General features: G+C 66.4%; 20 protein-coding genes and 3 tRNA genes. 13 read left to right on the top strand and 10 right to left on the bottom strand.

Features of this window, described 5'->3' with window-relative positions:
• Positions 1-22 precede the first annotated feature (22 nt).
• Positions 23-1,306: a DUF445 domain-containing protein gene (locus YM304_RS19520; protein WP_041298458.1), complete on the bottom strand. Its 1,284-nt coding sequence runs from the start codon at positions 1,304-1,306 to the stop codon at positions 23-25.
• A gap of 48 nt (positions 1,307-1,354) precedes the next feature.
• Entirely contained in the window at positions 1,355-2,767 is a 1,413-nt protein-coding gene (locus YM304_RS19515) for a sulfatase family protein (RefSeq protein WP_015443455.1), read from the bottom strand.
• Positions 2,768-2,974: 207 nt separating this feature from the next.
• Between YM304_RS19515 and YM304_RS19510 the strand changes: the two genes are divergently transcribed.
• Positions 2,975-4,249: an adenylosuccinate synthase gene (locus tag YM304_RS19510; RefSeq protein ID WP_015443454.1), complete on the top strand. Its 1,275-nt coding sequence runs from the start codon at positions 2,975-2,977 to the stop codon at positions 4,247-4,249.
• A 37-nt stretch (positions 4,250-4,286) separates the two neighbouring features.
• On the top strand, positions 4,287-5,585 hold the full coding sequence (gene purB / locus YM304_RS19505) for an adenylosuccinate lyase (protein WP_015443453.1): 1,299 nt from the start codon (positions 4,287-4,289) through the stop codon (positions 5,583-5,585).
• A gap of 48 nt (positions 5,586-5,633) precedes the next feature.
• Here the strand turns inward: purB and YM304_RS19500 are convergent, their stop codons facing one another.
• The gene (locus tag YM304_RS19500) at positions 5,634-6,038 is read right to left on the bottom strand and encodes a hypothetical protein (RefSeq protein ID WP_154723565.1); all 405 of its coding nucleotides are present in this window, start codon (positions 6,036-6,038) and stop codon (positions 5,634-5,636) included.
• A gap of 49 nt (positions 6,039-6,087) precedes the next feature.
• On the opposite strand from YM304_RS19500, the gene YM304_RS19495 reads away from it, so the two are divergent.
• From YM304_RS19495 to YM304_RS19470, 6 genes are all read left to right on the top strand, one after another.
• A complete protein-coding gene (locus YM304_RS19495) occupies positions 6,088-6,900 on the top strand; it encodes an acyl-CoA thioesterase (RefSeq protein ID WP_015443451.1) in 813 nt (270 codons plus the stop codon).
• A 23-nt stretch (positions 6,901-6,923) separates the two neighbouring features.
• Positions 6,924-8,405 carry an L-serine ammonia-lyase gene (locus YM304_RS19490; protein ID WP_015443450.1) on the top strand — a complete coding sequence of 494 codons (1,482 nt, stop codon included), beginning with the start codon at positions 6,924-6,926 and terminating at the stop codon, positions 8,403-8,405.
• A gap of 249 nt (positions 8,406-8,654) precedes the next feature.
• Positions 8,655-9,233, top strand: a complete 579-nt coding sequence (pyrE, locus tag YM304_RS19485; protein WP_015443449.1) for an orotate phosphoribosyltransferase — start codon at positions 8,655-8,657, stop codon at positions 9,231-9,233.
• A gap of 172 nt (positions 9,234-9,405) precedes the next feature.
• Positions 9,406-12,876, top strand: coding sequence for an efflux RND transporter permease subunit (locus tag YM304_RS19480; protein WP_154723564.1), 3,471 nt, complete (start codon positions 9,406-9,408; stop codon positions 12,874-12,876).
• Between the two features lie 430 nt (positions 12,877-13,306).
• The gene (locus YM304_RS23220; protein WP_015443446.1) at positions 13,307-13,951 is read left to right on the top strand and encodes a nucleoside deaminase; all 645 of its coding nucleotides are present in this window, start codon (positions 13,307-13,309) and stop codon (positions 13,949-13,951) included.
• Between the two features lie 68 nt (positions 13,952-14,019).
• Positions 14,020-16,128: a 3-hydroxyacyl-CoA dehydrogenase NAD-binding domain-containing protein gene (locus tag YM304_RS19470; RefSeq protein ID WP_051071515.1), complete on the top strand. Its 2,109-nt coding sequence runs from the start codon at positions 14,020-14,022 to the stop codon at positions 16,126-16,128.
• Positions 16,129-17,136: 1,008 nt separating this feature from the next.
• Here the strand turns inward: YM304_RS19470 and YM304_RS23215 are convergent.
• The 4 genes from YM304_RS23215 to YM304_RS19440 all read right to left on the bottom strand — a co-directional run bounded on the left by YM304_RS23215 (position 17,137) and on the right by YM304_RS19440 (position 18,481).
• A complete protein-coding gene (locus YM304_RS23215) occupies positions 17,137-17,808 on the bottom strand; it encodes a hypothetical protein (RefSeq protein WP_015443442.1) in 672 nt (223 codons plus the stop codon).
• 311 nt (positions 17,809-18,119) lie between these two features.
• Positions 18,120-18,192 (bottom strand) — tRNA-Phe (locus tag YM304_RS19450).
• A gap of 78 nt (positions 18,193-18,270) precedes the next feature.
• Positions 18,271-18,348 (bottom strand) — tRNA-Asp (locus YM304_RS19445).
• Between the two features lie 60 nt (positions 18,349-18,408).
• Positions 18,409-18,481: transfer RNA gene (locus YM304_RS19440), tRNA-Glu, on the bottom strand.
• 225 nt (positions 18,482-18,706) lie between these two features.
• Between YM304_RS19440 and YM304_RS23210 the strand changes: the two genes are divergently transcribed.
• Both YM304_RS23210 and YM304_RS23205 read left to right on the top strand, forming a co-directional pair.
• Positions 18,707-19,360: a glycerol-3-phosphate acyltransferase gene (locus YM304_RS23210; RefSeq protein WP_083908486.1), complete on the top strand. Its 654-nt coding sequence runs from the start codon at positions 18,707-18,709 to the stop codon at positions 19,358-19,360.
• Entirely contained in the window at positions 19,357-20,199 is an 843-nt protein-coding gene (locus YM304_RS23205) for a DegV family protein (protein ID WP_015443440.1), read from the top strand. Before YM304_RS23210 ends, YM304_RS23205 begins: the two co-directional genes overlap by 4 nt.
• A 64-nt stretch (positions 20,200-20,263) precedes the next feature.
• Here the strand turns inward: YM304_RS23205 and YM304_RS19425 are convergent, their stop codons facing one another.
• The gene (locus YM304_RS19425; RefSeq protein WP_015443439.1) at positions 20,264-20,737 is read right to left on the bottom strand and encodes a sterol desaturase family protein; all 474 of its coding nucleotides are present in this window, start codon (positions 20,735-20,737) and stop codon (positions 20,264-20,266) included.
• A gap of 88 nt (positions 20,738-20,825) precedes the next feature.
• Between YM304_RS19425 and YM304_RS19420 the strand changes: the two genes are divergently transcribed.
• Entirely contained in the window at positions 20,826-21,608 is a 783-nt protein-coding gene (locus YM304_RS19420) for an enoyl-CoA hydratase/isomerase family protein (protein ID WP_015443438.1), read from the top strand.
• Between the two features lie 54 nt (positions 21,609-21,662).
• Here YM304_RS19420 and YM304_RS23200 read toward each other — a convergent pair whose 3' ends face one another.
• Together YM304_RS23200 and YM304_RS19410 are read right to left on the bottom strand one after the other, a co-directional pair.
• A complete protein-coding gene (locus YM304_RS23200) occupies positions 21,663-22,334 on the bottom strand; it encodes an alpha/beta hydrolase (protein ID WP_015443437.1) in 672 nt (223 codons plus the stop codon).
• The gene (locus YM304_RS19410; RefSeq protein WP_015443436.1) at positions 22,331-23,287 is read right to left on the bottom strand and encodes an alpha/beta fold hydrolase; all 957 of its coding nucleotides are present in this window, start codon (positions 23,285-23,287) and stop codon (positions 22,331-22,333) included. Before YM304_RS19410 ends, YM304_RS23200 begins: the two co-directional genes overlap by 4 nt.
• Positions 23,288-23,377: 90 nt before the next feature.
• Between YM304_RS19410 and YM304_RS19405 the strand changes: the two genes are divergently transcribed.
• Both YM304_RS19405 and YM304_RS19400 read left to right on the top strand, forming a co-directional pair.
• A complete protein-coding gene (locus tag YM304_RS19405; RefSeq protein ID WP_041298454.1) occupies positions 23,378-23,758 on the top strand; it encodes a LysM peptidoglycan-binding domain-containing protein in 381 nt (126 codons plus the stop codon).
• 166 nt (positions 23,759-23,924) lie between these two features.
• A complete protein-coding gene (locus YM304_RS19400) occupies positions 23,925-24,638 on the top strand; it encodes a hypothetical protein (protein WP_015443434.1) in 714 nt (237 codons plus the stop codon).
• The last annotated feature ends 24 nt before the right edge of the window (positions 24,639-24,662 follow it).

Genomic DNA, 24,662 nt, shown 5'->3' with positions numbered 1-24,662 from the left:
CCGAATGACGGGCCGGTCGCAGCTAGAGGAGTTCGCCGATGGCGTGGATCACCAGGCCGGCGAGGCCGCCGACGATCGTGCCGTTGATGCGGATGAACTGCAGGTCGCGGCCGACCTGGAGTTCCATCTTCTCGGCGGTCGACTCGCCGTCCCACTTGGCGACGGTGGAGGCGATGATGTCGCTGACCTCGGCCCGATAGTTCTCGACGAGGTAGCCGAGCGCCCGTGCCACCCACTGGTCGACCTTCCTCTGGAGCTCCGGCTCCGCGGCGAGGCGCTGACCGAGACGATGCAGGCTGTTCACGAGCCGCAGACGAAGCTCGCTGTCGGGGTCGTCGGCGGCGGAGATCATGCCGCGCTTGGCCTCCGACCAGAGCGAGTCGATCCACTCGCGAACATCGGGATGGTCGAGGAGTTCTTCCTTCAGCGCTTCGCCCTTGGCGAGGAGTTCGGGTTCGTCGCGCAGTCGAGTGGCGAAGGCGACCACACGCTTGTCGACCGTGGCGCGGATCTCGTGCGAGGGGTCGCTGCGCACGTCGGTGAGGAAGCGGCCGACGGCGTCGTAGATCTTGGCGAAGACGCGATCGTCGATCGGTTCGGGAACCCACCACGGCGACTCCTCGTACAACCGATTGCGGAACGTCTCCTGGTTGTCGTCGAGGAACCCGGAGATGCCGACGAGCACCGCATCGAGCAGCCGCTGCTGGTGGCCGCCCTCGACGGTGAGGTCGATCGCCTTGCCGAGCAGCGGCGTCACCGGCGTCGCACGCACTCTCGATTCGATGAGGTGTTCGAGACCCTTCTGGATCTCGGCGTCGTCGAGTACTTCGAGTCCACCGCGCAGCACATCGGCCACGGCCTCGCCCGCCCGCTCGGCGTTGTCGGCGTCGGCCAGCCACTCACCGGCGCGGCGACCGATGTCGGCGCCGCGCAACCGCTCTTCGATGACCTCGGTGGTGAGGAAGTTCGACTCGACGAAGTCACCGAGGCTGCGGCCGATCTGATCCTTGCGCTTCGGGATGATCGCCGTGTGGGGAATCGGGAGGCGAAGCGGATGACGGAACAACGCGGTCACCGCGAACCAATCGGCGAGCGCACCCACCATCGCTGCCTCGGCGACGGCCCGGACGTAGCCGACCCACGCCCCGCCGTCGTCTTCCGCCACCTTCGCGATCACGAAGATGATCGCCGCGACGACGAGCATCGAGGTCGCGACCCGCTTCATCTGCCGGAGGTCGCGTCGCTTCTGTCGATCGTCGGCGGAATCCGCGAACGGCGGTCCGGTCGTGTCGGTCGCCGCATGCATCGGCGCGACGTTACCCACGCCCAGCCGATCGAGTCGGCCAGTCGTGGGTCAATCGGCGGGCGTGAACGGCTGGTCGCCGACCTCTGCTTGGAGTCGCTCGAGTTCGGCCATCAGCTCGGCGGTGATCGCCTCGGTGCCCGGCGCGCCGTGGATGTTGTCGACCTCGAGCGGATCGGCGACGAGATCGAACAGCTCCCACTCGACCGGATTCGCCGGACCGCGCGCACCGGGTTGGTCGAGCGGGTCGTTGTAGTAGCAGATGAGCTTGTGCGTCCTCGTCCGCACGCCGTAGTGAGCGGGCACCGCGTGGGCACCGTCGTTGTGCATCCAGTATCGGTAGTACATCGACTCGGGCCAGTCGTCGGGTGACTCGCCACGGAGGAGTGGCGCGAACGAACGGCCCTGCACGTGATCGGCAGGTTCGACACCGCACAGGTCGAGCAGCGTCGGGCCGAAGTCGACGTTGACGACGATGTCGTCGCACACCTGCGCGGGTGCGACGGCGGCCGGGTAGCGGACCAGGAGTGGCATCGCGAGCGACTCCTCGTACATGAGGCGCTTGTCGAACCAGCCGTGGTCACCGAGGAAGAAGCCCTGATCGGACGTGTAGACGACGATCGTGTCGTCGGCGAGGTCGTTGTCGTCGAGGTAGTCGAGCATCCGGCCGACGTTGTCGTCGATCGACGCCACCACCCGCAGATAGTCCTTGATGTAGCGCTGGTAGCGCCAGTCGATCTCCTCGTCGAGCGTGAGCCCCGGCGGCACCGTCGCCTTGAGGTCGACGATCGGGTCGAGGTCGAGCATGCGCATCTTCACCGCCTGCACCACCTCGGCTCGACCTTCGAGCGTGTCGCGGAACGTGTCGGGATACGGGATCTCGACGTCGTCGTACATCGTGAAGTGTCTGGCGTCGGGCTCCCACGTGCGGTGCGGCGCCTTGTGATGGCAGAACAGCGCGAACGGCCGATCGGGGTCACGACGATCGAGGCGACGAAGGCAGTCGTTGGTGATCAGGTCGGTGACGTAGCCGCCGCGCTCGACGATGCCCTTCTCCGAATCGATGAACACCGGGTTGTGATAGTGGCCCTGCCCGGGGAGGACTCGCCAGTGGTCGAAGCCGGTCGGGTCGTGGGCGTCACCGTGGCCGAGGTGCCACTTGCCGAACATCGACGTCTGGTAGCCGGCGGCCTGAAGCGCCTTGGGAAACGTCCACAGCGAGTTGTCGAGGTGGGTGGCGAGCGTGGTCACTTCGTTGACGTGGTTGTAGGTGCCGGTCAGGATCGCGGCTCGGCTCGGCGCGCAGATCGAGTTGGTGCAGAACGCCGCGTCGAACCGCATGCCGCCCTCGGCGATGCGATCGAGGTGCGGGGTCTCGTTGATCCGGCTCCCGTAGGCCGAGATCGCGTGGGCGGCGTGATCGTCGCTCATGATGAACAGCAGGTTGGGTTGCTTCGGCGCCATGTCTGTGTTTCTAGCCGCGACCGCCGCGTCTGCGAGGCACGCCGGACTTCGCGGTGAGCGATCGAGGTCGAACACGCGCCCACTGCGCCCGGCGATCGGGCTCGAAAGAACGGGATGGGCCATCCGGCGCTGCGGCGAGTACGATCTCGTCACGTTCCGTTGTGACCAATCAGTAGTCACACATCCAGCCCACCCGCGGGGAGCGTCATGCCCGTCACCGTCGTCGTCGGAGCCCAATGGGGCGATGAAGGCAAAGCCAAAGTCATCGACCTCCTCTCGAAGGAGCACACCTACGTGGTGCGCTACCAGGGCGGCCACAACGCCGGCCACACCGTCGTCGTCGACGGCGAGAAGTACGCCCTCCAGCTGATCCCGTCGGGGATCCTGTACGAGCACGTCATCCCGGTCATCGCGAATGGCGTCGTGGTCGACCTGCCCACCCTGTTCAGCGAGATCGACATGCTCGAAGCACGCGGCAACTCGTGCGCCGACCTCAAGGTGTCGAGCCGAGCTCACCTCATCTTCCCGTGGCACCAGGCGCACGACGCGATCGCCGAAGCCATGCGCGGCGACGACAAGATCGGCACCACGCTCAAGGGCATCGGCCCGGCCTATGCCGACAAGGCGCGCCGCGTCGGCATCCGCGCCGGCGACGTCGTCGACCCCGAGCGATTCGCCACGCTGATCCGCGAGCGGGCCACCGCCGAGAACAAGCTCATCGCCGAAGCCGGTGGTGACGAACTCGACGTCGACGACATGGTCGCTCGATACAGCGAGATGGGCGCACGGCTCAAGCCGTACGTCGCCGAGACGATCAGCCTTCTGCACAACGCGCTCGCCGGTGGAGCGCACGTGTTGCTCGAAGGTGCCCAGGCCACGTTCCTCGACCTCGACCACGGCACGTACCCGTACGTCACGTCGTCGAACCCGACGGCCGGCGGCGCCTGCGTCGGTTCAGGCCTCGGCCCTCGTGACCTCGACCGAATCGTCGGCATCACCAAGGCGTACACGACCCGTGTGGGCGCCGGCCCGTTTGTCACCGAACTCTTCGACGACGACGGTGAGACGCTCGGCCGCGTCGGCAAGGAGTTCGGCACCGTCACCGGTCGCGCCCGTCGCTGCGGCTGGCTCGACCTGGTGATGATCCGCCACGCGGTTCGGCTCAACTCGCTGACCGAACTGTCGCTCACCAAACTCGACATCCTCGACGGATTCGACACCGTCAAGATCTGCACCGGCTACTCGTATCGAGGCGAAACGGTCACCGACTATCCCGACCGATACGACGTGCTCGAAGAGATCGAACCGATCTACGAAGAGCTCCCGGGTTGGAAGACCTCGCTCAGCGCGGCACGTGCCGCGGGAGAGCTTCCCGCTGAAGCGAAGGCGTTCATCGAGGTCGTCGAACGCGAGGTCGGCATTCCGGTGCGCGTCGTGGGCGTCGGAGCAGAACGCGACGACTACCTCATGTGGGAAAGCTGATGTCGTTTGCCTCGGTCCAGGTCCAAAGGAAACAAGCATGATCCCTCGCTATTCGACTCCCGAAATGGATGCGGTGTGGTCCGATCCGGTGCGCTTCGGACGCTGGCTCGAGGTCGAACTGCTGGCGACCGAAGGCCACGCCGAAGCCGGCGTCGTGCCCGCCCAAGCCGCCGCCATCTGCCGTGCCAACGCGCCGGTCAGCGACGAAGCGTTCGTCCAGAAGATCCACGAACGCGAACAGATCACCGACCACGACGTCGCGGCATTCGTCGATGTGGTGCAGGACGCGATCAACGATCCGGCAGGGTCATGGATCCACTACGGGCTCACCTCGTCCGACGTCGGTGACACCGCCCTGTGTTGGGCGATGCGCGATGCCGCCGATCTGATGATCGAGGCCGCCACCGACCTGTTGGCCACGCTCGTGCGGATGGCGCGCGAGCACGCGGACACGGTGATGATCGGCCGCACCCACGGCATCCACGCCGAGCCGACGACGTTCGGTGCCAAGGTCGCACTCTGGGCGCTCCAGGTCGATCGCGATCGTGCCCGTCTGCGCGCTGCTCGCGACGCCGTCGCCGTCATGAAGCTGAGCGGAGCGGTCGGCACGTACTCCAACATCCCGCCCGAGGTCGAGGCGTTCGTCGGCGACAAGCTCGGTCTCACGCCGGTGCCGGCCACGCAGGTCGTCGCCCGTGACCGACACTCCGAGTTCCTGTACGCGTGCGCCTCGATCGGCGCGACCTGCGAGCTGATGGCGGTCGAGTTGCGTCACCTGCAGCGCACCGAGGTGCGCGAAGTACAAGAAGGGTTCAAGCCAGGTCAGAAGGGCTCGTCGGCGATGCCGCACAAGCGCAACCCGATCTCGGCCGAGACGATCTCGGGCCTGTCTCGGGTGCTTCGATCGAACCTGCTCGCCGGTCTGCAGGACGTGGCGCTCTGGCACGAACGCGACATCTCGCACAGCTCGGTCGAGCGGGTCATCCTGCCCGACTCGTCGCAGCTCGCGTACTACGTGATGCGTCGCCTCAAGCGGCTGCTCGACGGGCTCGTCGTGATGCCCGAGCGGATGCAGGCCAACCTCGACGCGAGCTACGGCCTCGTGTTCAGCCAGCCGGTGCTGCTGTCGCTCGTGCAGAGCGGCAAGACGCGCGACGAGGCGTATCGCATCGTGCAGCGCAACGCCATGCGGGCGTGGGACGAAGGTCTCGACTTCCGGACGCTGCTCGAAGCCGACGACGAGGTCGACAACTCGGTGCTCGACGACGCGTTCGATCTGCGTCGCAGCCTGAGCAACCTGAACATCGTGTTCGCGCAGCTCGACGGATTGGAATGACGCCGACCTGGTTATTTCCATCCCGGATGGAAATAACCAGGTTGTCGGTCAGTCGCTGCGGCTGATGCCGGCGCGCTTGAGGACCGAGGCTTCGACCCCGACGTCGCGCCAGCTCGCGTAGCTGATCTTCTTGCTCTCGCTGTAGCTCTTGGCAGCGCCGACGAACGCGTCTTCGAGCGCTTTCATGTCGACGGTCTTCGACATTGCGTCGAGTTCGTCGGTGAGATCTCGCCGCTTCTGGATCATCAAGAGCTCGTCCATCGGGTTCGCATCGGCGATGGTGGCGTCGATCTCGTCGAGTTGTGCCTTGATGGTTTCAGGCGTGCGTTTGCGGCCTCGCTTCGGCTTCGTCGCGCGCAGACCTTCGAGGTATTCGCGAACGATCTTTCCTTCGGCGCGTCCCTTGGCGAGTGCAGCTTTATGTGAATCAGACATCGGAGTCTTTGGTGCCATACGGCCCAGTGTATGAAATGCCGACTCAAAGGCAATAGCGTTGAAAACAATGTTCGAATTGTCTCAACACGGTCACGATGTTCACGTCGGTTCCGGACCGCAATATCCGTGGGGCGGCCTCTACGGCGGTCAGATCGTGGCGCAGGCATTGCGAGCGGCGACGATCTCGGTCGACGAAGAACTCGAACCGCACAGTATTCGCGCCTATTTCATTCGGCGGGGCGACGCATCCGAGCCGATTCGATATGAGGTCGACCGCATCAGAAATGGGCGCAGTTTTGCCACCAGGCGTGTTGTGGCGCGTCAAGCAGTCGGTGCAATTCTCAACGCCGAGAGCTCGTTTCAACGCCCCGAAACATCGCCGACGGTGCAGACCGTCTCGATGCCGAAAGTACCCGAACCGGCGTCGCTGACCGCCGAATCGTGGACCGATGCATTCGACCGAGTCGACGTGCCCATCGACGCCGTGAGCGCGTCGCAACGCGACGGCGGAGGGCGCGTCGTCACCTGGATGAAAGTGACGAATCCGATCGGCGATCCCGCCGACCGAGCATCACAACTCATTCACCGCTGCTGGTTGACCTACCTGTCCGATGACCTGCCGACCGAGTCGGTGTTGAACATGCACCCGATTTCGTCCGAAGAGGGCGCCGAGGAGTTCCGCTTCGCAGCGAGTCTCGACCACACCGTCTGGTTCCACCGGCCGGTCGTCGCCGACGAATGGCACCTCTACGACTTCAGCTGTCTCCATCTGGTGAGCGGCCGGGGTCTCTCGCTCGGCCACGTGTTCTCACCCGACGGCGCGCACGTCGCCACCGTTGCCCAGGAAGTGCTCGTTCGCGACAGCCGCAATCGAGGGTGACCGCGAGCTGCGACACTCGTGGCATGAGTTCGTCACCGCCGATCAGCGTCTTCGACATGCTCAAGATCGGCGTGGGCCCGTCGAGCTCGCACACCCTCGGTCCGTGGTGCGCCGCTCAGGCGTTCGTCGATCGACTGCGCGACCGCGGTGGCCTCCACGCCGTCACGTCCGTCGAGGTCGATCTGCTCGGCTCGCTCGCCAAGACCGGTCGAGGCCACGGCACCGGCATCGCGATCATGATGGGGCTGAGCGGACACGACCCGGTCACCTGCGACGTCGACATCGTCCAACAGCTCGGACCCGAGTGCCTGGCGTCGGGGCGCCTGCTCCTCGGCGGTGAGCACCCGGTGCCGTTCGTCCGCGAACGCGACCTGCACTTCCTGCAGACGGAGTCGTTGCCCGCACATCCCAACGGCATGCGGTTCACCGCCACACTCGCCGACGGGCGCGTCGTGACGCAGACCTCATACTCGATCGGCGGCGGCTTCGTCGAGCACGAGCACCAGCACGACGACGGCGTCGACACCGGCACGTCGTTCGGTGGGGTCGAGGCCATCGCCGAACTGCCGTACCCCATCGACTCGGCGAGCGATCTGCAGCGCTGGGCCGACGACAGCGGCGGCACCATCGCCGAGGTCGTGCGCGCCAACGAACGTTCGTGGCGACCCGACGACCGGATCGACCGCGACCTCCTCGCGATCCGCGACGTGATGCTCGAGTGCGCGTTCCGCGGCTGCCGCACGCACGGCACCCTGCCAGGCGGCCTCGACGTCACACGTCGAGCGGCGCGACTCCACGACGACCTGATCGGCCCGGCATCGGCGTTCGAGTCGGCCACCGACTGGTTCGACGCCGTTCGCTCGGCCCCCGCCGAGTTCGACGACACCGTCGCGTGGATCAGTTGTTTCGCGCTCGCCATCAACGAGGAGAACGCGGCATTCGGTCGAGTGGTGACCGCGCCGACGAACGGCGCCGCCGGCGTGATCCCGGCCGTGATGTTCCATCACCTGAAGCACCTCGACCCCGACGGTCTGTCGGGTGGCGACCCCGACGCCGAGGCGATCAGGTTCCTGCTCGTTGCCGCCGAGATCGGAGCGATCTTCAAGAAGGGCTCCACGATCTCCGCGGCGATGGGCGGTTGTCAGGCCGAGATCGGCGTGTCGTCGGCGATGGCGGCCGCAGCGCTCACCGAGTGCCGCGGTGGAACGGTCCGGCAATCGTTGATGGCCGCCGAGATCGCGATGGAACACCACCTCGGACTCACCTGCGACCCGATCGGCGGCCTCGTCCAGGTGCCGTGCATCGAGCGCAACGCGATGGGTGCGATGAAGGCGATCAGCGCGTCGCGCCTCGCCCGAGCGAGCACGCCCGAACTCGCCCGCGTGTCGCTCGATGACGTGATCGACACGATGTGGCAGACCGCGCAGGACATGCACGCCGACTACAAGGAAACGGCCGAAGGAGGCCTGGCGACGCGCATCCCGGTCAGCGTCGTCGAATGTTGATGGTGGGGCCTTCGGCCCCGGCGGCTTCGCCGCCTTCAGCGACTTCGTCGCTGCCATCAAGTCCTCGGGCTGCGCCCGAGCGGTCGACTGCGTCGCCCGTCTCCGCAGGCTCGTCGTCTTCAGTGGCTTCGTCGCTGTCGTCGGGTTCTCGGGTTGCGCCCGAGCGGTCAGCTGCGTTGCCCGTCTTCGCAGGCTTGGGCGCTCCCGTCGTTGGCGGCGCGTTCGAGCCCTGGCAGTACCTTCTTCTTCGTGAGTGAACTTCCGGGATTGAGCCCGACCCTCGACACGCTTCGACGCCACGTCATCGAACACTCGGTGAAGACCGGTGAGTTCGTCCTCAAGTCGGGCGCGACGAGCAACTGGTTTCTCGACACCAAGCAGACCGCGTGTCGAGCCGACGGCATCCTCGCGGTCACCGACGCACTGGTCGAGGTGCTCGGCGACGACCTCGCGTCGATCGACGCGATCGGCGGCCTCACGATGGGCGCCGACCCGATGGCGTACGGCGTCGCCGCCGTTCTCGCCACACGCGGCCATTCGTTGCGCAGCTTCAGCGTGCGCAAGGAAGCGAAGCAGGGCGGGATCACCGGACGCATCGCCGGGGCGCTCCAGCCCGGTGATCGCGTGCTGGTGACAGAAGACACGACCACGCGCGGAACGTCGCTGATCGAAGCGGTCGACGAGATCGCCGCGTTCGGTGCCGAACCGGTGTTCATGAGCGTGATCGTCGACCGCGGTGGCACGTGCGCGGCGATGGCCGACGAGCGCGGCATCGCGTATCGCCCGCTGCTGACCGCACCAGATCTGGGTTTCGGTTTCGGCACCTGATCCTTCGACGAACCGCGGCGGTGAGTTCGCTCCTCGACGCGGTCGCGACCCGGGCGCAGCTCGCAACCGACCCCAGCCGACGCCCGTGACGCGCGCATCGGCTTGACGACTGGGCATCGGTGCAGAATCATCGGAGGTGTTCGCATGTTGTCGGCGCATACTCTCCGGCCCGGTGAATCACGCCGGACGTCGATTCGGTCGATCAGGTAGGAGCAGGACCATGGAGAACTTCTGGAGGAACACGGGCGTTCAGCTCGGAAAGCACTGGAAGATCGTTGCTGTCGTTCTCGCGGTGGTCACCGCAGCGCTGTCGATCGGATTCACCCGCGTCGAGTTCGCCACCGGACAGGACAGCTACCTCAACCCGGACTCGCAGATCGCGATCGACAACGTCGAGTTCCAGGACAACTTCGGCGGCGAGACGATCATCCTGTTGTTCACCGCCGAAGACGATGCCGACGTCGACGTGTCGAAGCTCTTCGAAGGTTCGAACCTCGAGACGCTCGAACGCCTCAACGACGAGCTCGCCGAGGTGCCGGCCGTCTACTCGGTCGTCACACCGCTCACGTCGCTCACGTTCAGCTCCGAGCTCGTCGGCGGTCCGGCCGGATCGGCCGCGCTCACCGGCGCGCTGAGTCGTGACGAAGCCGGCTCCGAGGCGCGCACCGCCGACATCGGCATCGCGCTCGCGCGACGCGGCGCCGCCGGCGAACAGGTCATCGGCAACCCGCTGTGGAACCAGCTGCTCATCTACGGCAACGACAACTTCGAGGTCGTCGACGGTGAGGTCATCGCCCCCGACGCCGATCAGCTCGTCATCCGCAAGTCGCTGCAGGGCACGTTCCCCAACGCCCTCGACGACGACGGCAACCTCAACGGACCGCTCAACGGCACCGCGGTCGGTGGCATCATCCTCGACGGCAACATCGACCTCGACACCCAGTCGTCGACGACCGAAACCGTGCTCGACATCCTCGAGCGCGCGCAGTTCGAGGGGTTCGACCTCACGGTCACCGGCTCGCCGGTGTACCTCGCCGAGATCAACGACTACCTCCAGGGCGGCATGCTCACCCTCGGCCTGGCCGCCCTCGCGGTGATGGCGGTCGTCCTCGGCCTCATCTTCCGCGTCCGGTGGCGCCTGCTCCCGCTGCTCGCCGTGCTCATCGGCGTGCTCTGGACCTTCGCCCTCATGGGCCTCTTCGGCATCGACCTGTCGCTCGTGACCATCTCGGGTCTGCCGATCCTGATCGGTCTCGGCATCGACTTCGCGATCCAGATCCACAACCGTGTCGAAGAAGAAGTGGTGCTCGACAACGACGAGCACCCGATCTCCGAGACGGTCGCCAACGTCGCGCCGCCGCTCATCGCCGCCACCGTCGCAGGCGTGCTCGCGTTCCTCGCGCTGCGCATCTCGAAGGTGCCGATGATCCGTGACTTCGGCGTGTTGCTCGCGGTCGGTGTCGTCGTCCTCGTCATTCTCGGCATCGTCGTCCCGGTCGCCGCGCTCGGCATTCGTGAGTGGGTCAAGCCCACCGAAGACCGGGGCGAATCGCTGGTCGAGAAGCTCGTCGTTCGCCTGGGTGGCCTGCCGACCAAGTTCGGTCTGCCGCTCGTCGTCGCCGCACTCGCCCTGTTCGTCGGCGGCGTGCTCGTTGAAGGCGAGACCAAGATCCAGTCCGATCCCGTGAAGTGGATCGACCAGAGCAGCCAGACCGTGGCCGACATCGAAGAGCTCGAGGTCGCCACCGGTTTCGGCTCGACGCTCGGCATCCTCGTCACGGCCAACAACGTCTACGACCAAGACGTCGTCGACCTGATCCACGAGTTCATCATCGACGCCGAAGCTCGACCTGACGTCGTGTCGTCGTCGAGCCTCGTCAACACGATGGCCAAGATCATCGACATCGACGGCGCCACGGTGATCGCCCCGTCGACCCAAGACATCGTCAACGCCGACACGACGTTGCAGAGCGACGACGACGCCGACGTTCGCACGACGCTCGCCAACATCGAGCGCGTGCTGGTCAACCCCGACCGCACGGCGACGCAGATCAACCTCCGCCTGGCGCCGGCCAGCCTCGACGAACGCGCCGTGCTCGTCGAATCGCTCGCCGACGATCTCGACGCTCGCATCGACGCACTGCAAGCCACGCTCGACGCCGACAGCTTGCTCCTCGCCGATCTTCCCGATGGGCAGACCGCGGTCCGAGCGACCCCGGCCGGCCTGGCGACCGTCGGCATCGGCCTGCTCGAGAACCTGTCGGCCAACCGCGCCAACCTCACGTACCTCGCGCTCTGTCTCGCCGGACTGTTCCTCGTGCTCCGTTTCCGGTCGGTCACGCGGGCGTTGCTCGCCCTGGTTCCGGTGTTGCTCGCCGTCGGTGCTTCGTCGCTGATCGTGGCGTTGATCGGCTTCGAGTTGAGCCCGCTCACCACCGTGGGCGGTCCGCTCGTCATCGCGACGTGTGCCGAGTTCGCCGTGCTGATCCTCGGCCGATATCTCGAGGAACGCCAGACCGGCCTGACGCCGCGCGAGGCATCCGACAAGGCAGCGGGTCGCACAGGCCGCGCCTTCTTCACCTCGGCCATGACGACCATCGGTGGCTTCGCCGTGCTCATCGGATCGGCGCTCCCGCTGCTCCGTGACTTCGGCATCATCGTCACGATGAACGTGGCGATCGCGCTCCTCGCAGCGCTCGTCGTCATGCCGCCGCTGTCGGTCTGGGTCGACGAGCGCGGCTGGCTCGGAACCCAGGAGCAGGGCGCGATCGACGGCTCGGTCCGCCTCGCGGCCAACGTCCCGGGCGGCCAGATGGTCGGCGCCGGCGTGGGCGTGGTCGCGCTCGCCGCTGGCGTCGTCGGTGTGTACTCGACGGCCGACACCGAGTCGGGCGAAGCGAGCACCGCATCGTTCACCGCGGTGCCGTTGCCCACGACCACGACGACGACCACCACGACGATCGCTCCGCCGCCCACCACGGCGCCTCCCGAGGGTGAGGAGCCCGCCGGACCGCTCGTCGACCCGTCGGGCTTCGGCGACGAGCGCCCCGAAGGCCTCGTCGGCGGCACGCTCTTCGATCTGCTCACCGGTGACCAGGTCGGAGTTGCGCCGAACGTCGCGAACTGTGCAATCGAGACGCTGGCATCGCGAACGAGCGACGACGAACTGCTCGCGCTCGGCGCGGCGACCGCCGAACCGGCTGCTGCCGAACTCATCGCGCAGGCTGCGCGTGACTGCGGCATCACCGAGAACCAGATCGAGCGCGCCATCGCGATCCAGCGCAACGAGGAGCCGCCTCCGGTCGAGGACGCACCCGAGACCACGGTCGCGGCCGAGCCGGAGGAGCCCGCCGGGCCGGAGATCGATCCGTCGGGCTTCAGCGTCGACCCGCCGACCGACCCGATCCAGCAGATCGTGTTCGACCTGCTCGTCGGCGGGAACGGCTACACCGGCCAAGGCATCGACCCACAGGTGGCGAACTGTGCCATCGAGACGACGCTCGCCGACAACGATCCGACGATCTTCACCTTGCTCGCCGCACAGGATCCTGCCGCCGTCGAGTCGGTGAAGACCTCGTCGGCCAAGTGCGGCATCGAGCCCGCCGTGGTCGACGGCGCCGTCGCCGAGTTCGCCGCGAGCTGACCCTCGCCCACCACAGGGCGACCCCTACCCAGGCCAGCAACCACCGCGCCCCCCAAACGGCGATTTCCGCCCAGGCCAAATGTCGTCGCGTGAGGGTGATTTCTGCCCAGGCTCAAAGTGGTCGCGTGAGGGTGATTTCTGCCCAGGCCAAATGTCGTCGCGTGAGGGTGATTTCTGCCCAGGCTCAAAGTGGTCGCGTGGGGGTGATTTTTGCCCAGGCCAAATGTGGTCGCGTGAGGGTGATTTTTGCCCAGGCTCAAAGTGGTCGCGTGAGGGTGATTTCTGGCCAGGCCAAATGTCGTCGCGTCGGGGTGATTTCTGGCCAGGCCAAATGTCGTCGCGTGGGGGTGATTTTTGGCCAGGCTCGATGTGGTCGTGTGGGGGTGATTTTTGGCCAGGCTCGATGTGGTCGTTGTGGGAGGATCGGGTGATGGGGGCGTTGGGAATCGAGGAGCTGGGGCATCCGTGGCGGGTGGTGTTCGACGAAGCGTGGGCGTCGTTCCGCTCCGGCAACTACGGCATCGGTGCAGCGCTCGTCGACCCGGGCACCGGCGACGTCGTGTCGACCGGTCGCAACCGAGTCACCGAGCAGCAACCGGCGTCGCGCACGATCGGCGGGAACTTTCTCGCACACGCCGAGATGAACGCGTTCGCCGCGATGGAGCCGTTCTTCGCCCGCGGGTTGCACCTCTACACCACACTCGAGCCGTGTCTGATGTGCTCGGCCACCGCGATCCAGCTCAACGTCGAGCACGTCCATTTCGCCGCCCACGACGAGTTCTTCGACGACCTCGACGGGCTCTGGCAACACCACGAATACACACGCACTCGCAAGCCGGGACGAACGGGTCCGCTCGATGAAGCGATCGCTCGATTCGCCCGACTGCTGCCGATGACCTTCACCCTCGCCGAGAGCCCGGAGAGCAACGCGGCGATCGCCGCCAGGCGCGACACCCCAGAACTCGCGGCGGTCGCCCAACGACTCGCCACTGCGCCAGAACTGGCCGAGGTGCGCGAGGCGGACTCGGTGTCCGACGCCTATCACGCGATCGCGAGCGAGCTGGCGAGCTGGTAGGTCGGAGAAGAGCTGGTAGGTCGGAGAAGAATCGAACCGATCGGCCGCCGGGTGCTTGACTGTGGGCTATGAGCGATCCGTCTGCATCCACCCAAGTGTCCGAGTCCGTTCGCGTGGAGCGAGACGGCGACGTTGCCCTCGTCATCGTGAACAACCCGCCGGTCAACGCGTTGAGTTGGCACGTCCGGCAGGGCCTGTTCGACGGCATCACGCAAGCCACCGAATCGGGAGCGTCCGCCATCGTCGTCATCTGCGACGGCCGCACGTTCATCGCCGGCGCCGACATCAGCGAGTTCGGCGGCGGCGCCCCGCAAGCCGTCGGGCTGCAAGAAGTGCAGTCGGCCATGGAGGACGCGCCCGTTCCGGTCATCGCCGCCATCCACGGCACCGCCCTCGGCGGCGGCCTCGAAGTCGCCCTGTGCGCGCACTACCGCGTGTCGGTCGCGTCGGCGAAGTTCGGTCTGCCCGAAGTCAACCTCGGTCTGCTCCCCGGCGCCGGTGGAACCCAGCGCCTACCGCGCCTCGTCGGCGTGCCCAAGGCGCTCGAGATGATGACGACGGGTCGTCACATCAGCAGCGCCGAAGCCAAGGAGGGCGGCCTGGTCGACGACGTGGTCGACAGCGACAGCCTCGACGACCTCCGAGCCGCAGCCGTTGCGTTCGCCAACAAGGCCGTCGACGAAAACATGCCCCGCACCCGGGTGCGCGACCGCAACGAGTTGGTCGAACAGCACAAGGGCGACGAGCAGACCTTCGCCGACTTCCGCAAGGGCATCGCCCGCAAGACGCGCGGGTTCCTCGCTCCCGAATACAACATCCGGTGCATCGAAGCAGCGGCCAACCTGCCTTTCGACGAGGGCCTGAAGGTCGAGGGCAAGCTCTTCATGGAGCTCATGACCGGCCCGCAGTCGGCGGCCCAGCGCTACTACTTCTTCGCCGAACGCGCCGCGAACAAGATCCCCGACATCCCGAAAGACACGCCGCTCATCGACGTCCAGAAGGTGGGCGTCCTCGGTGCGGGCACGATGGGTGGCGGCATCGCGATGAACTTCGCCAACGTCGGCATCCCCGTCACCATCGTCGAGCGCGACCAGGAATCACTCGACCGTGGACTCGGCGTCGTTCGCAAGAACTACGAGCGTTCGCGCTCGACCACGCCCGAGCAGGTCGAGGAGCGCATGGCGCTCATCACCGGTTCGACCGACAAGGCCGACTTCGCCGACTGCGACATGGTCATCGAAGCCGTGTTCGAAGACATGGACCTGAAGAAGTCGATCTTCAAGGAGCTCGACGAGATCTGCAAGCCGGGTGCGCTGCTGGCGTCGAACACGTCGGCACTCGACGTCAACGAGATCGCAGCGGTCACCAGCCGCCCCGAGAGCGTCATCGGCATGCACTTCTTCAGCCCGGCCAACGTCATGAAGCTGCTCGAGAACGTGCGCGGCGACAAGTCGTCCGACTCGGTCGTGGCCACCACGATGGCGATCGGCAAGAAGATCAAGAAGGTCAGCGTGATGGTCGGCGTGTGTCCGGGCTTCGTGGGCAACCGCATGTTGTTCATGCGCGGTGCCGAAGCCGAGCGGATGCTGATGGAAGGTGCCACCCCGGCCCAGGTCGACAACGTCCTGTACGAGTTCGGTTTCCCGATGGGCCCGTTCTCGATGAGCGACCTCGCCGGCCTCGACATCGGCTGGAAGGAAGAGACCTCGTCGTCGTCGACGATTCGCGAGATCCTCTGCGAGAACGGCCGTCGCGGCCAGAAGAACGGACGCGGGTACTACACCTACGATCCCGACACGCGCGCCGCCACGCCCGACCCCGAGGTCGAACAGCTCATCAAGGACTTCGCGATCAGCAAGGGTCACGAGCAGCGTGAGGTCTCCGATCAGGAGATCCTCGAGCGGCTGCTCTACCCGATGGTCAACGAAGGCGCGAAGATCCTCGAGGAGAAGATCGCCATCCGCGGCAGCGACATCGACGTGGTCTGGGTGAACGGCTACGGCTGGCCCGTCTACCGCGGCGGTCCGATGCACTGGGCCGACAGCGTCGGCCTCGCCGAGATCGTCGAGAAGATCAAGGGCTACAGCGAGTCGCTCGGTGGCAAGCACTGGACGCTCTCGCCGCTCCTCGAGCAGCTCGCCACCGACGGCGGACAGCTCCAGACCTACACGAGCTGACTCGTCCCCGGCCGGCGGTGTCACCGTCGGCCGGGAACGCAGCACCGGGCCGATTCGACCGGACGCGTTCGTTCGGCGGAGCGGAAGACGAAAACGACGAAGGCCCCACCCGATCGGGAGGGGCCTTCGATGTCGTGGTCTCGACCGGCGTCGATCCGGTGACCTCTCACTTTTCAGGCGAGTCGGGTCGCCCTCGGTGAGATAGCCATCGATGGAACGAGACGCAGGATGAACGCAGGGGCCTAGCCAACCTTGCCGCGAGGGCCGCACCTTCAGACGCGAGCGGGGCGCGCCCGACTACGAGCCCTTGCCACATACCGCCTCGCCGCCGCGAGTCGGAGTAGGCACGCTGTCCAGAGACGCCGAGGGCGACGAAGCAATCCGGGCCGTATGTGCAGCGAAAGGTACTCAAGCAACGGTTCAGCCCTCTCGGGCAAGAGAACTCGGTCTTCGGCGGCTCCTCTGGACAGGGTGTTTCCGAGCTGTGAGGTCGCGATGTCGGCTCGCGGCCAAATCTCAGGGTTCAACAACGTCTCCCTGAGCGTCGGGATGTCTTTGCTCCGTCGGTCCAGTCTGTCGGGGCCGTATCGGTTCTCGAAAGATGAAACTGCTGATTCGCCTAGTTCGCGTGCGAAGCGTGACCACAAGACCCGCTCCGGCACCGGTAGAACGCTGACGAGACGCACCGCCGTGGAGATGGCGGACTGATAGTTCCGCTCAGCGCGATCGAACTCAGATTCGACTTCGTAGTCAACGATCGATGGCGGTGTGCTGATGCGGACGATCACATTGTCGTACAGACGCATCCGTACATCGGCCCGATGTCGGGCGGTCTGAATCGCCCGCGACCCGGTGTACGCGCCGCCGCCGACGCCAACGAACGCTAGGAGAACGTCACCGAAGTTGATCGTGAAGTCCCAGAACTCGCCATTCACCCTCACATGCTACGCAGCACGCTTGTCACCGGCATGAGCGATGACACCCTCGTGTAGCTCGGGGCGACTCGCGCTATCTGACGGGCGAACCGAGTCGATGCACGTCGCCGCGTTCCTCAACTCGCTCCCGACCGATGTCGTCGATGATCTGTACAACAAGGTCGTTGATAGCGGCGTACGTCCTCACGAGATCCTCGCCAGTCGCCGCCAGATTGTCGACAGGGCTGCTGACGATTTGTAGCAGTTGGTCGAAAGGCTGGCGAACGAAGGGGTCGGGGAGTCGATCGAGCAGCGGGTTGATCTCGTTGCTGATGGCTTGGTGGAAGGGAGCGACGACGTTGGTGCTGAACGTCGATCTGGACATATCCAGGAAGTGCAAATTTTTTGGGCCGTCAGCGAGGTGTGACAGGACTGGCACGAATGCGCGGGTCACGACGGCGTCGATGTCGCGCCATATGGCCAGGCGGTCCTCGCGTGCCACACGTTCGTCAGCGTTGCGTTCGAAGCGCTCCTCGCGCTTGTCGGCGACGGTCTGACGGCGGTGTTCGGCGGCTTCTTCGAACGTGAGGACGGCGCCGCCTAGGACGGCGCCTGAGATGAGCGCGCCACCGATCTCTCGGAAGGCATCGCCATCGAGCAGAGCGACGAATACGACACCCAAAGTGAAGGCCGACACGAGGGAGAGAGCAGAGATGACCCGGAGATACTTGAGAATCCATGTCGTTGCGTCGTGCAGCTTCCCCATCCCCAGTAGACACTAAAGCAGTGTTGACAGCGCGGCTATTTGTCGGCGAGAGCCTTGAACCGGCGCCGCTCGCCACGCAGGCGGGCGTCCGGCCACCGATGCATCTTCCCTTAAGCCATCGATGAAGGCGATCAGACTGGTGGCATGCCCGAATCGCACAGACTGCTCGCACTGCGGAGATGCGGAATGAGAACGCCGCCGAGACGGTCCCGCAGTACGGACCAGTGTCCTCGTGCGGGGTACTTGCGGGCGAGCCTAGGAACAAAAGAAGCCCTGGCGGATCGGCGAGCGATCTGCCAGGGCTTTCGTTGTGGTCTCGACCGGCGTCGATCCGGTGACCTCTCACTTTTCAGGCGAGCGCTCTGCCAACTGAGCTACGAGACCAAACCAGAGGTTTCCCTCCGTATGTAACAAAAGCCACCCTCCGCAATCCGCTGACGGATCTTGGTGAGTGGCCCCTGTTGGCGGTCCCGACGGGATTTGAACCCGCGACCTCCGGCTTGACAGGCCGGCGTGAACTCCTGACTTCACCACGGGACCAGTTGGTATTCCCAGCAGATGTCAACCTGCCTTGTGTATGTGTAGTGCGTTACCGCACCGCACCCCCAACGGGATTCGAACCCGTGCCGCCACCTTGAAAGGGTGGTGTCCTAGGCCACTAGACGATGGGGGCCTATTCGAGGCGTGGACCTCTTCTCGTTGAGAGCAACAGGAATCTAACAGCGGCGGTCGGGCGTTCCACGCGCGATGTCGCGAAACGCGAGAGATCCGCCGTGAGCCGCTCTCGGCTCACGAACCGACATGCGACCGAGCGACGGAACGTGGGTGAATGTGAACAGTCACGAGCGCCCGCGCGTGCACGCATCGTCGGCGCGACCGTTGCGTCTATCGTCGCCTCATGCGACTCAGAGGACGGCGGGGGAAGGCGAACCGGCTCGCCATGGCGGTCGGGCTCGGCTATCTGCTCGGCACGGTGTCGACAGCCGACATCGTCGCTCGTCGCCTCACCGGATCCGACCTCCGCACCGCCGGGACCGGGAATCCAGGAGCAGCCAATGCTCGAAAGGTGCTCGGTACCAAAGCCGGCATCGCGGTGATGGCCGGCGACATCTCGAAAGCGGTCGTGGCGTGCGGGGCAGGTGGCGTCCTCGCCGGCCCGACGGGGGCCCACCTCGCCGGCACGGCATCGGTCGCAGGGCACTGCTACCCGGTGTGGAACGGCTTCCGCGGTGGCAAGGGTGTCGCCGCCAGCGTCGGGCAGTGCCTGGCCACGTTCCCGGTCTACTTTCCGATCGACGTCGCCGTCGCCGCGGCCACGTCCGCAGTCCCGACGTTTCGCCAGCGAGCGTTCGCAGCGACGCTCACCTCGAGCGTGGTCTGGGTCGCCGGCGGGTTCGTGTGGTGGGCCAAGGGCTGGCGCAACGGTTGGGGGCCGAAGCCGACGATCATGTTGCCGATCAGCGCACTGCTGTCGAGCGCGATCATCGCCGAGCGGTTCATCGCCGCCGGCGACGTGAGCGACACGGCATTCGCTGAAGCCTCGACGGCATGATCGGGATCGTCGTCGATTCCAACAGCCAGATGCCGCGCGAACTCGCAGAGCGGCACCGCATCGAGATCGTGCCGCTCGTCGTCACGATCGACGGCGTCGAGCATCACGAAGGCGTCGACCTCGATGCCGACGCGTTCTACGCCGCGTGGAGCGATGGTGCCGCGCCCGACGTCTCCACGAGCCAGCCAGCGCCCGGGGCGTTCGTCGACGCGTATCGACGCCTCGTCGACCGTGGTGCCACCGAGATCCTGTCGATCCACGTGTCGGAGGCGATGAGCGGGACGCTCAACTCCGCCCGCCTTGCAGCACAGAGCATCGACGTGCCGGTCACGCTCATCGACACCGGTACCGCCAGCTTCGGTGTCTCGTGTTGCGCGTGGGCAGCTGCCCAGGCGATCGAGGACGGTGCCGACCTGGCCGCTGCTGCTGGGATCGCCCGCTCCCGGGCCGGGTCGCTGCGAACGTCGTTCGTCGTCGGGGTGCCGAGCCTCGTCGACCGGTCGGGGCGCGCCTCCGGCGTGGGTGTCGAGCAGGCGTCGGAGGGCGGAGTGCCCGTCCTGGCGATGACCGGACCGGAGCTGTCGGTGTTGGTCACCGCGAACGATCTCGACGAGGCGGTGCAGGCGATGGTCGACGACGCGCTGGCGTGGCCGCCGAGCGACGATGCCGGTCTTCGCATCGCGGTCGGCACCTCGGACGCGACGAGCCGGCCGTTGGCGCTCGCCATCACCGACGCCGTCACCGGCGACGACCGAGTGGCCGAGGTACTCCAGTACCGAATCGGCCCGAGCATCGGCGCTCACACCGGCCCCGGAACCGCCGGCCTCTTCGTCTTCTGACCACGCGGCATGCCACCTGCGCGTGGGCGCCAGACGACCATGTGTCGCGCGATAGCGAGCCGGCTCAGACGGCGAGTGGGTTGCGGTCGGTGCGTCCGGCCCGCGTGCGGAGTTCGCTCGGCACGATCGGCACGAGCATCCCGTAGGGCGCTGCGTTGTAGAGGTGGTGGATCCGATGCGCGTCGGCGAGTCGATCGAACACGGCGATCTGGCGGCCGTCGAACCAGCCGACACGACGATGGATGTATCCGTCGTGCACCAGCGCGTACGCCGCGCCGTATGCCGTGATGCCGATGCCGACGGGCACGAGCGCAGCGAAGCCGTCGACGTTGAAACCGACGAAGAACCCGATGTTGACGATCGCCGCGAACACGACCGGGTACCAGTCGTTGCGTTCGAACCGCGACACCCGGGGCCGGTGGTGGCTCCGGTGCAGGAACTCGCCGACGCCGTGCATCACCCAACGATGGGTCGCGGCGGTCAGCGGCTCCATCGCGACGAACGCCACGACGGCGAGCGCGAGTGCCGACCAGGTCATGCCGTCGACGCTATCCGAGGTGGGGGAGGCGGTGCCTGACGCTCCGTCGGATTCTGGCGGCCCTCGACGAGCGTGACACGATCGCGTCATGCCCGAATTCACCACATTGCGAGCCGAGGTCGACGGACGGATCGGGCGTCTGACCCTCGCTCAACCCGACAAGCTCAACCCGCTCGGCACGGTCCCGCTCGCCGAGATCGCCGCAGCCGCCGCCTGGTTCGACACGACCGACGCCTCGGTGGTGATCGTGAGCGGGGAGGGGCGCGGCTTCTCGTCGGGCTTCGACCTCCGCGAGTTCGCGTCGAGCAGCGACGCAGGCGGTGACGCGATGTCGGGACGTGACCAGGCCGACCTCGGGCGGCGCATGGCCGAAGCGATGGAGCGGATGACCGCACTGTCGATCGCCGCGATCAAGGGCCCCTGCGTGGGTGGTGGCGTCGTGCTCGCCGGTGTGTGCGACCTGCGGATCGCCGCCGACGACACGGTGTTCTCGATCCCCGAGGTCGACCTCGGCATCCCGCTGGCCTGGGGCGGTATCCCGCGCCTCGTACGCGAAATCCCTCCGGCGATCGCCCGCGAACTCGTGCTCACCTGTCGGCCGTTCGACGCGGAGGAAGCCCGATCGATCGGATTCGTCAACCGGGTGGTTCCCCTCGACGAGTTGACGGGGACGGTGGAGGAGTTGGCCGCTCAGATCGCGGGCAAGGCGCCGTCGGTCGTGGCCGCCACCAAGCGACAGGTCAACGAAGCGCTCGAGAACGTGGCGTCGACCGTGGGTGCGTGGGCCGACGCCGACCTGCTCGGCGCGGCGCTCCGCGACCCCGAGGCACGCGCCGCTGCCCGCGACTACTTGGCCTCGCGCGCCCGGTGAGCCGCGGCTGGTGAGCTGCGGGTCGGCGACGTCCCGCGGCGACACGGCGAACGATCAGGCGTACAGCGCGAGCGCTTCGGCGATCGTCGACTCGACGACACCTGGCTGGTCGCTGACCGCCGCCAACCACTTGGGACGGAAGATGCTCGACACCGTGATCGGTGCCGACAGTCCGGAGCCCTGGTTGGCGAGCCGCACGAACGACATGGCGTAGTCGCCGGGGCGCAGGTCGCGACCGAGTTCGACCAGCGCGTACGGGTCGGGAGCGATGCCGTTGGTCGGCAGCGCGAAGAAGCTCTGCGAGCTCGGGCCGGTCGGTCCGCCGGCGAGGCCAGGTCCGTCGGTGAGGATCGCGCCGCGCACCTGCGTGGCACGCGCTCCGGCGAGTTGCAGCGCGATGTAGGCGCCGAGTCCTCGTCCGAGCACGGTGATCTTGCGCTCCGGATCTCCGTCGGTGAGGTGGGCGAGCGCATGGTCGGCGTCGGCCATCAGCACTTCGGGGGAGTAGCCGCCGCTACGCGGGACGGTCGACTGGCCGTGTCCGGTGAAGTCGAGCGCGGCGACCGTGCCGGGCCACGCCTCGGCCCAGTGCGGCACCTCGGTCGGCGACGAGTCGCCGAGGCCGTGGAGGAGCAGCAGCGGGTGCGTGTCGGGATCGTCGACGACGCGCAGCAGGTGGAGGGCGAGGTCGATCTTGTTGTGGCGCAGCCAGGCGATCTCGTTCACGACGGTGCTCCGATGAAGTCGAGGACCATCTCGCTGACCCGGTCGGGTTGCTCGATGTGGACGAAGTGTCCGACGTCGTCGAGGATCTCGCAGCGACCGTCCATCGGCATGTACGGCATCACCTTGGGTGGTGGCGTGCCCCAGCCCATCTCCTCCATCTGTGCGCCGAGGATGCCGAGGAAGGGCATCGGGAGCCCGGGCAGGCGCATCAGCGTCCATTCGGGTCGCCAGGGTCCGAATCCGCCGAAGCGCATCGACGGGTCGATTCGCCATCGCCAGCCGTCGTCGGACAGGTACCCGCCGGTGGTGACGAGCCGCCGGAGCCACTCGTGGGGGAGTCGCGGGTTCATCTTGCCGCGTCGTTTCGCGAGTTCGTCGAGGGTGCCGGGCCGTCGTGAATTCGTGGCGGTCTTGCGGCGGTGGTCGAGCCATCCGGCAAGGTCGTTGGCGAGCATGGTGGTGCGCTCGTGTTCAGCGACGTCGGGGATGTTGCGCTTGTACGGGATGCCGTCCATGTTGACGAGACAGCGGAAGCGGTGCGGCTGCGCATCGGCGAGCTGCGTCATGAGCGCACCGCCCTTGGAGTGCCCGATGACGGGGATGGCCCGGCCGGGTGCAACGTGGTCGAAGAGCGCCAGCGTGTCGCGCATGTCGCCGTCCCACGAGTACATCTCGGCGTGTTCGCTGCTGCCGTGCCCGCGCTGGTCCCAGCACACGACGCGCCAGCCGCCGGCGGCGAGTTTGGGTGCGAACACGTCGAAGGTGCGGGCGAAGTCGAAGCCGCCGTGCATCATCATCAGCGGCGGGGCCTCGGGGTCGCCCCATTCGTGCACGGCGATGCTCAGACCGTTGGCGTCGAGTTGCCATTGCCGGTCGGGCCGACGAGCCTCGGGGAACGGTGATTCGCCGTGCTCGTCGAGCTCGATCGAGTCGGCTGGTGTTTCGGTCGTCACCGCGTCGACCGTACCCTCCGGCACGTTCGCGTCTTCAGGCCGATCCGATGAATGTGACGTATCACCTGTGCCACCTATCATCGGGGCGTGATGACATCACCGTCCCCGAGCTTCGCACGCGTCGCCATCGGCCCTCTGCTGCTCGCCGGTGTGCTGGGTGTCGCCGCTGTCGGTTGCGGCACGACCGACGAAGCGTCGCGCGAGACGTTGCCGCCACTGGTCACCACCACCTCGTCCACCGTCCCGGTCGTCACCGACCCGAACGAGGGCAAGGTCGAGTTCTACGAGATCAAGCCGGGAGAGGGACTTGGTCAGATCGCGTTGGCGTTCGAGGTGCCGTTGCAGTCGATCATCGATCTGAACAACATCGAGAATCCCGACAACGTCCCGGCCGGCCTGATCATCCAGATCCCGACCGACGTCGTCCTCATCACCGAACTCCCCGAAGTCACCACCACCCTCCCCGAATAGCCGCCGCATCATCCGGTGTCAGACACCAGTTGACGTGCAGACGGCGATGAAGCGTTGCGGCAGTGAGTGTGCGGTGAGCCGCCAACAGGCCTGGCCGCGAGCGGCCATCAGTTGGATCGTGACCAATGGCCCTGTGCGGTGTCGTGTTCCTTCATAGAATCGAAACATGACCGACGGAGCCTTCTGGCCGAACGCCGACCACTGGAGCGTGAAGATCCCGCTCGACACGCCGCATCCTCGTCTCGACGTGCTTGCCGAGACCGGTGTGGTGGTGTTGAACGATGCGGATTTCGAGTGTCCGGAGTCGGAATTTCTTGCGCTCGAGTACATGGATTGGAAGTCGGGTGGCGACACGAACTTCGCGCCGATCGCGACGGCCGACGGTGAGCTCGATTGTCGTGGGTTCTGGGACAAGGGCAAGACCGACAAGGACGCGGAGTGGACGTCGAACGCCGAGGTCGCCCCGTCGATCAAGAACTACGTCGAGGGGGTGGGCGCGAACTTCGGTCGTGTGCGCACGATCAAGCTCGAACCGCAGGACCGCGAGGCGGCGATCCGCAGCCTGCACCGTGACGACAACAACCGGTTCAACCCCGACGACGAGGGGTGGGTCGTGCGGTCGTGGGTGGAACTCACCGACAATCCCGACAGCTACATGATCCTGATGGACAACGACGAGAACGGTCTGCCCGATCCGGCGACCGAGGTCCGGGTGCCGTTGCACAAGGGCGCGCGGTTCGTGGTCGACACGCAGCGTCTCTGGCACGTGGTGGTCCACAACGGCGATGCGCCGCGCTACGCGTTGATCACGAGTTTCGAGTCCGGTCCGGTCCTCGACGACTGGATCCAGCGCGAGATGCGCACCCCCGCCACCGCCTGACCGCCCGACCGATCGAACCCGTCG

It is taken from the genome of Ilumatobacter coccineus YM16-304 (assembly GCF_000348785.1).
Lineage (GTDB): Bacteria > Actinomycetota > Acidimicrobiia > Acidimicrobiales > Ilumatobacteraceae > Ilumatobacter_A > Ilumatobacter_A coccineus.
The sequence above is the reverse complement of the archived record's forward strand: the minus strand, read 5'-3'. Positions and strand labels throughout refer to the sequence as shown.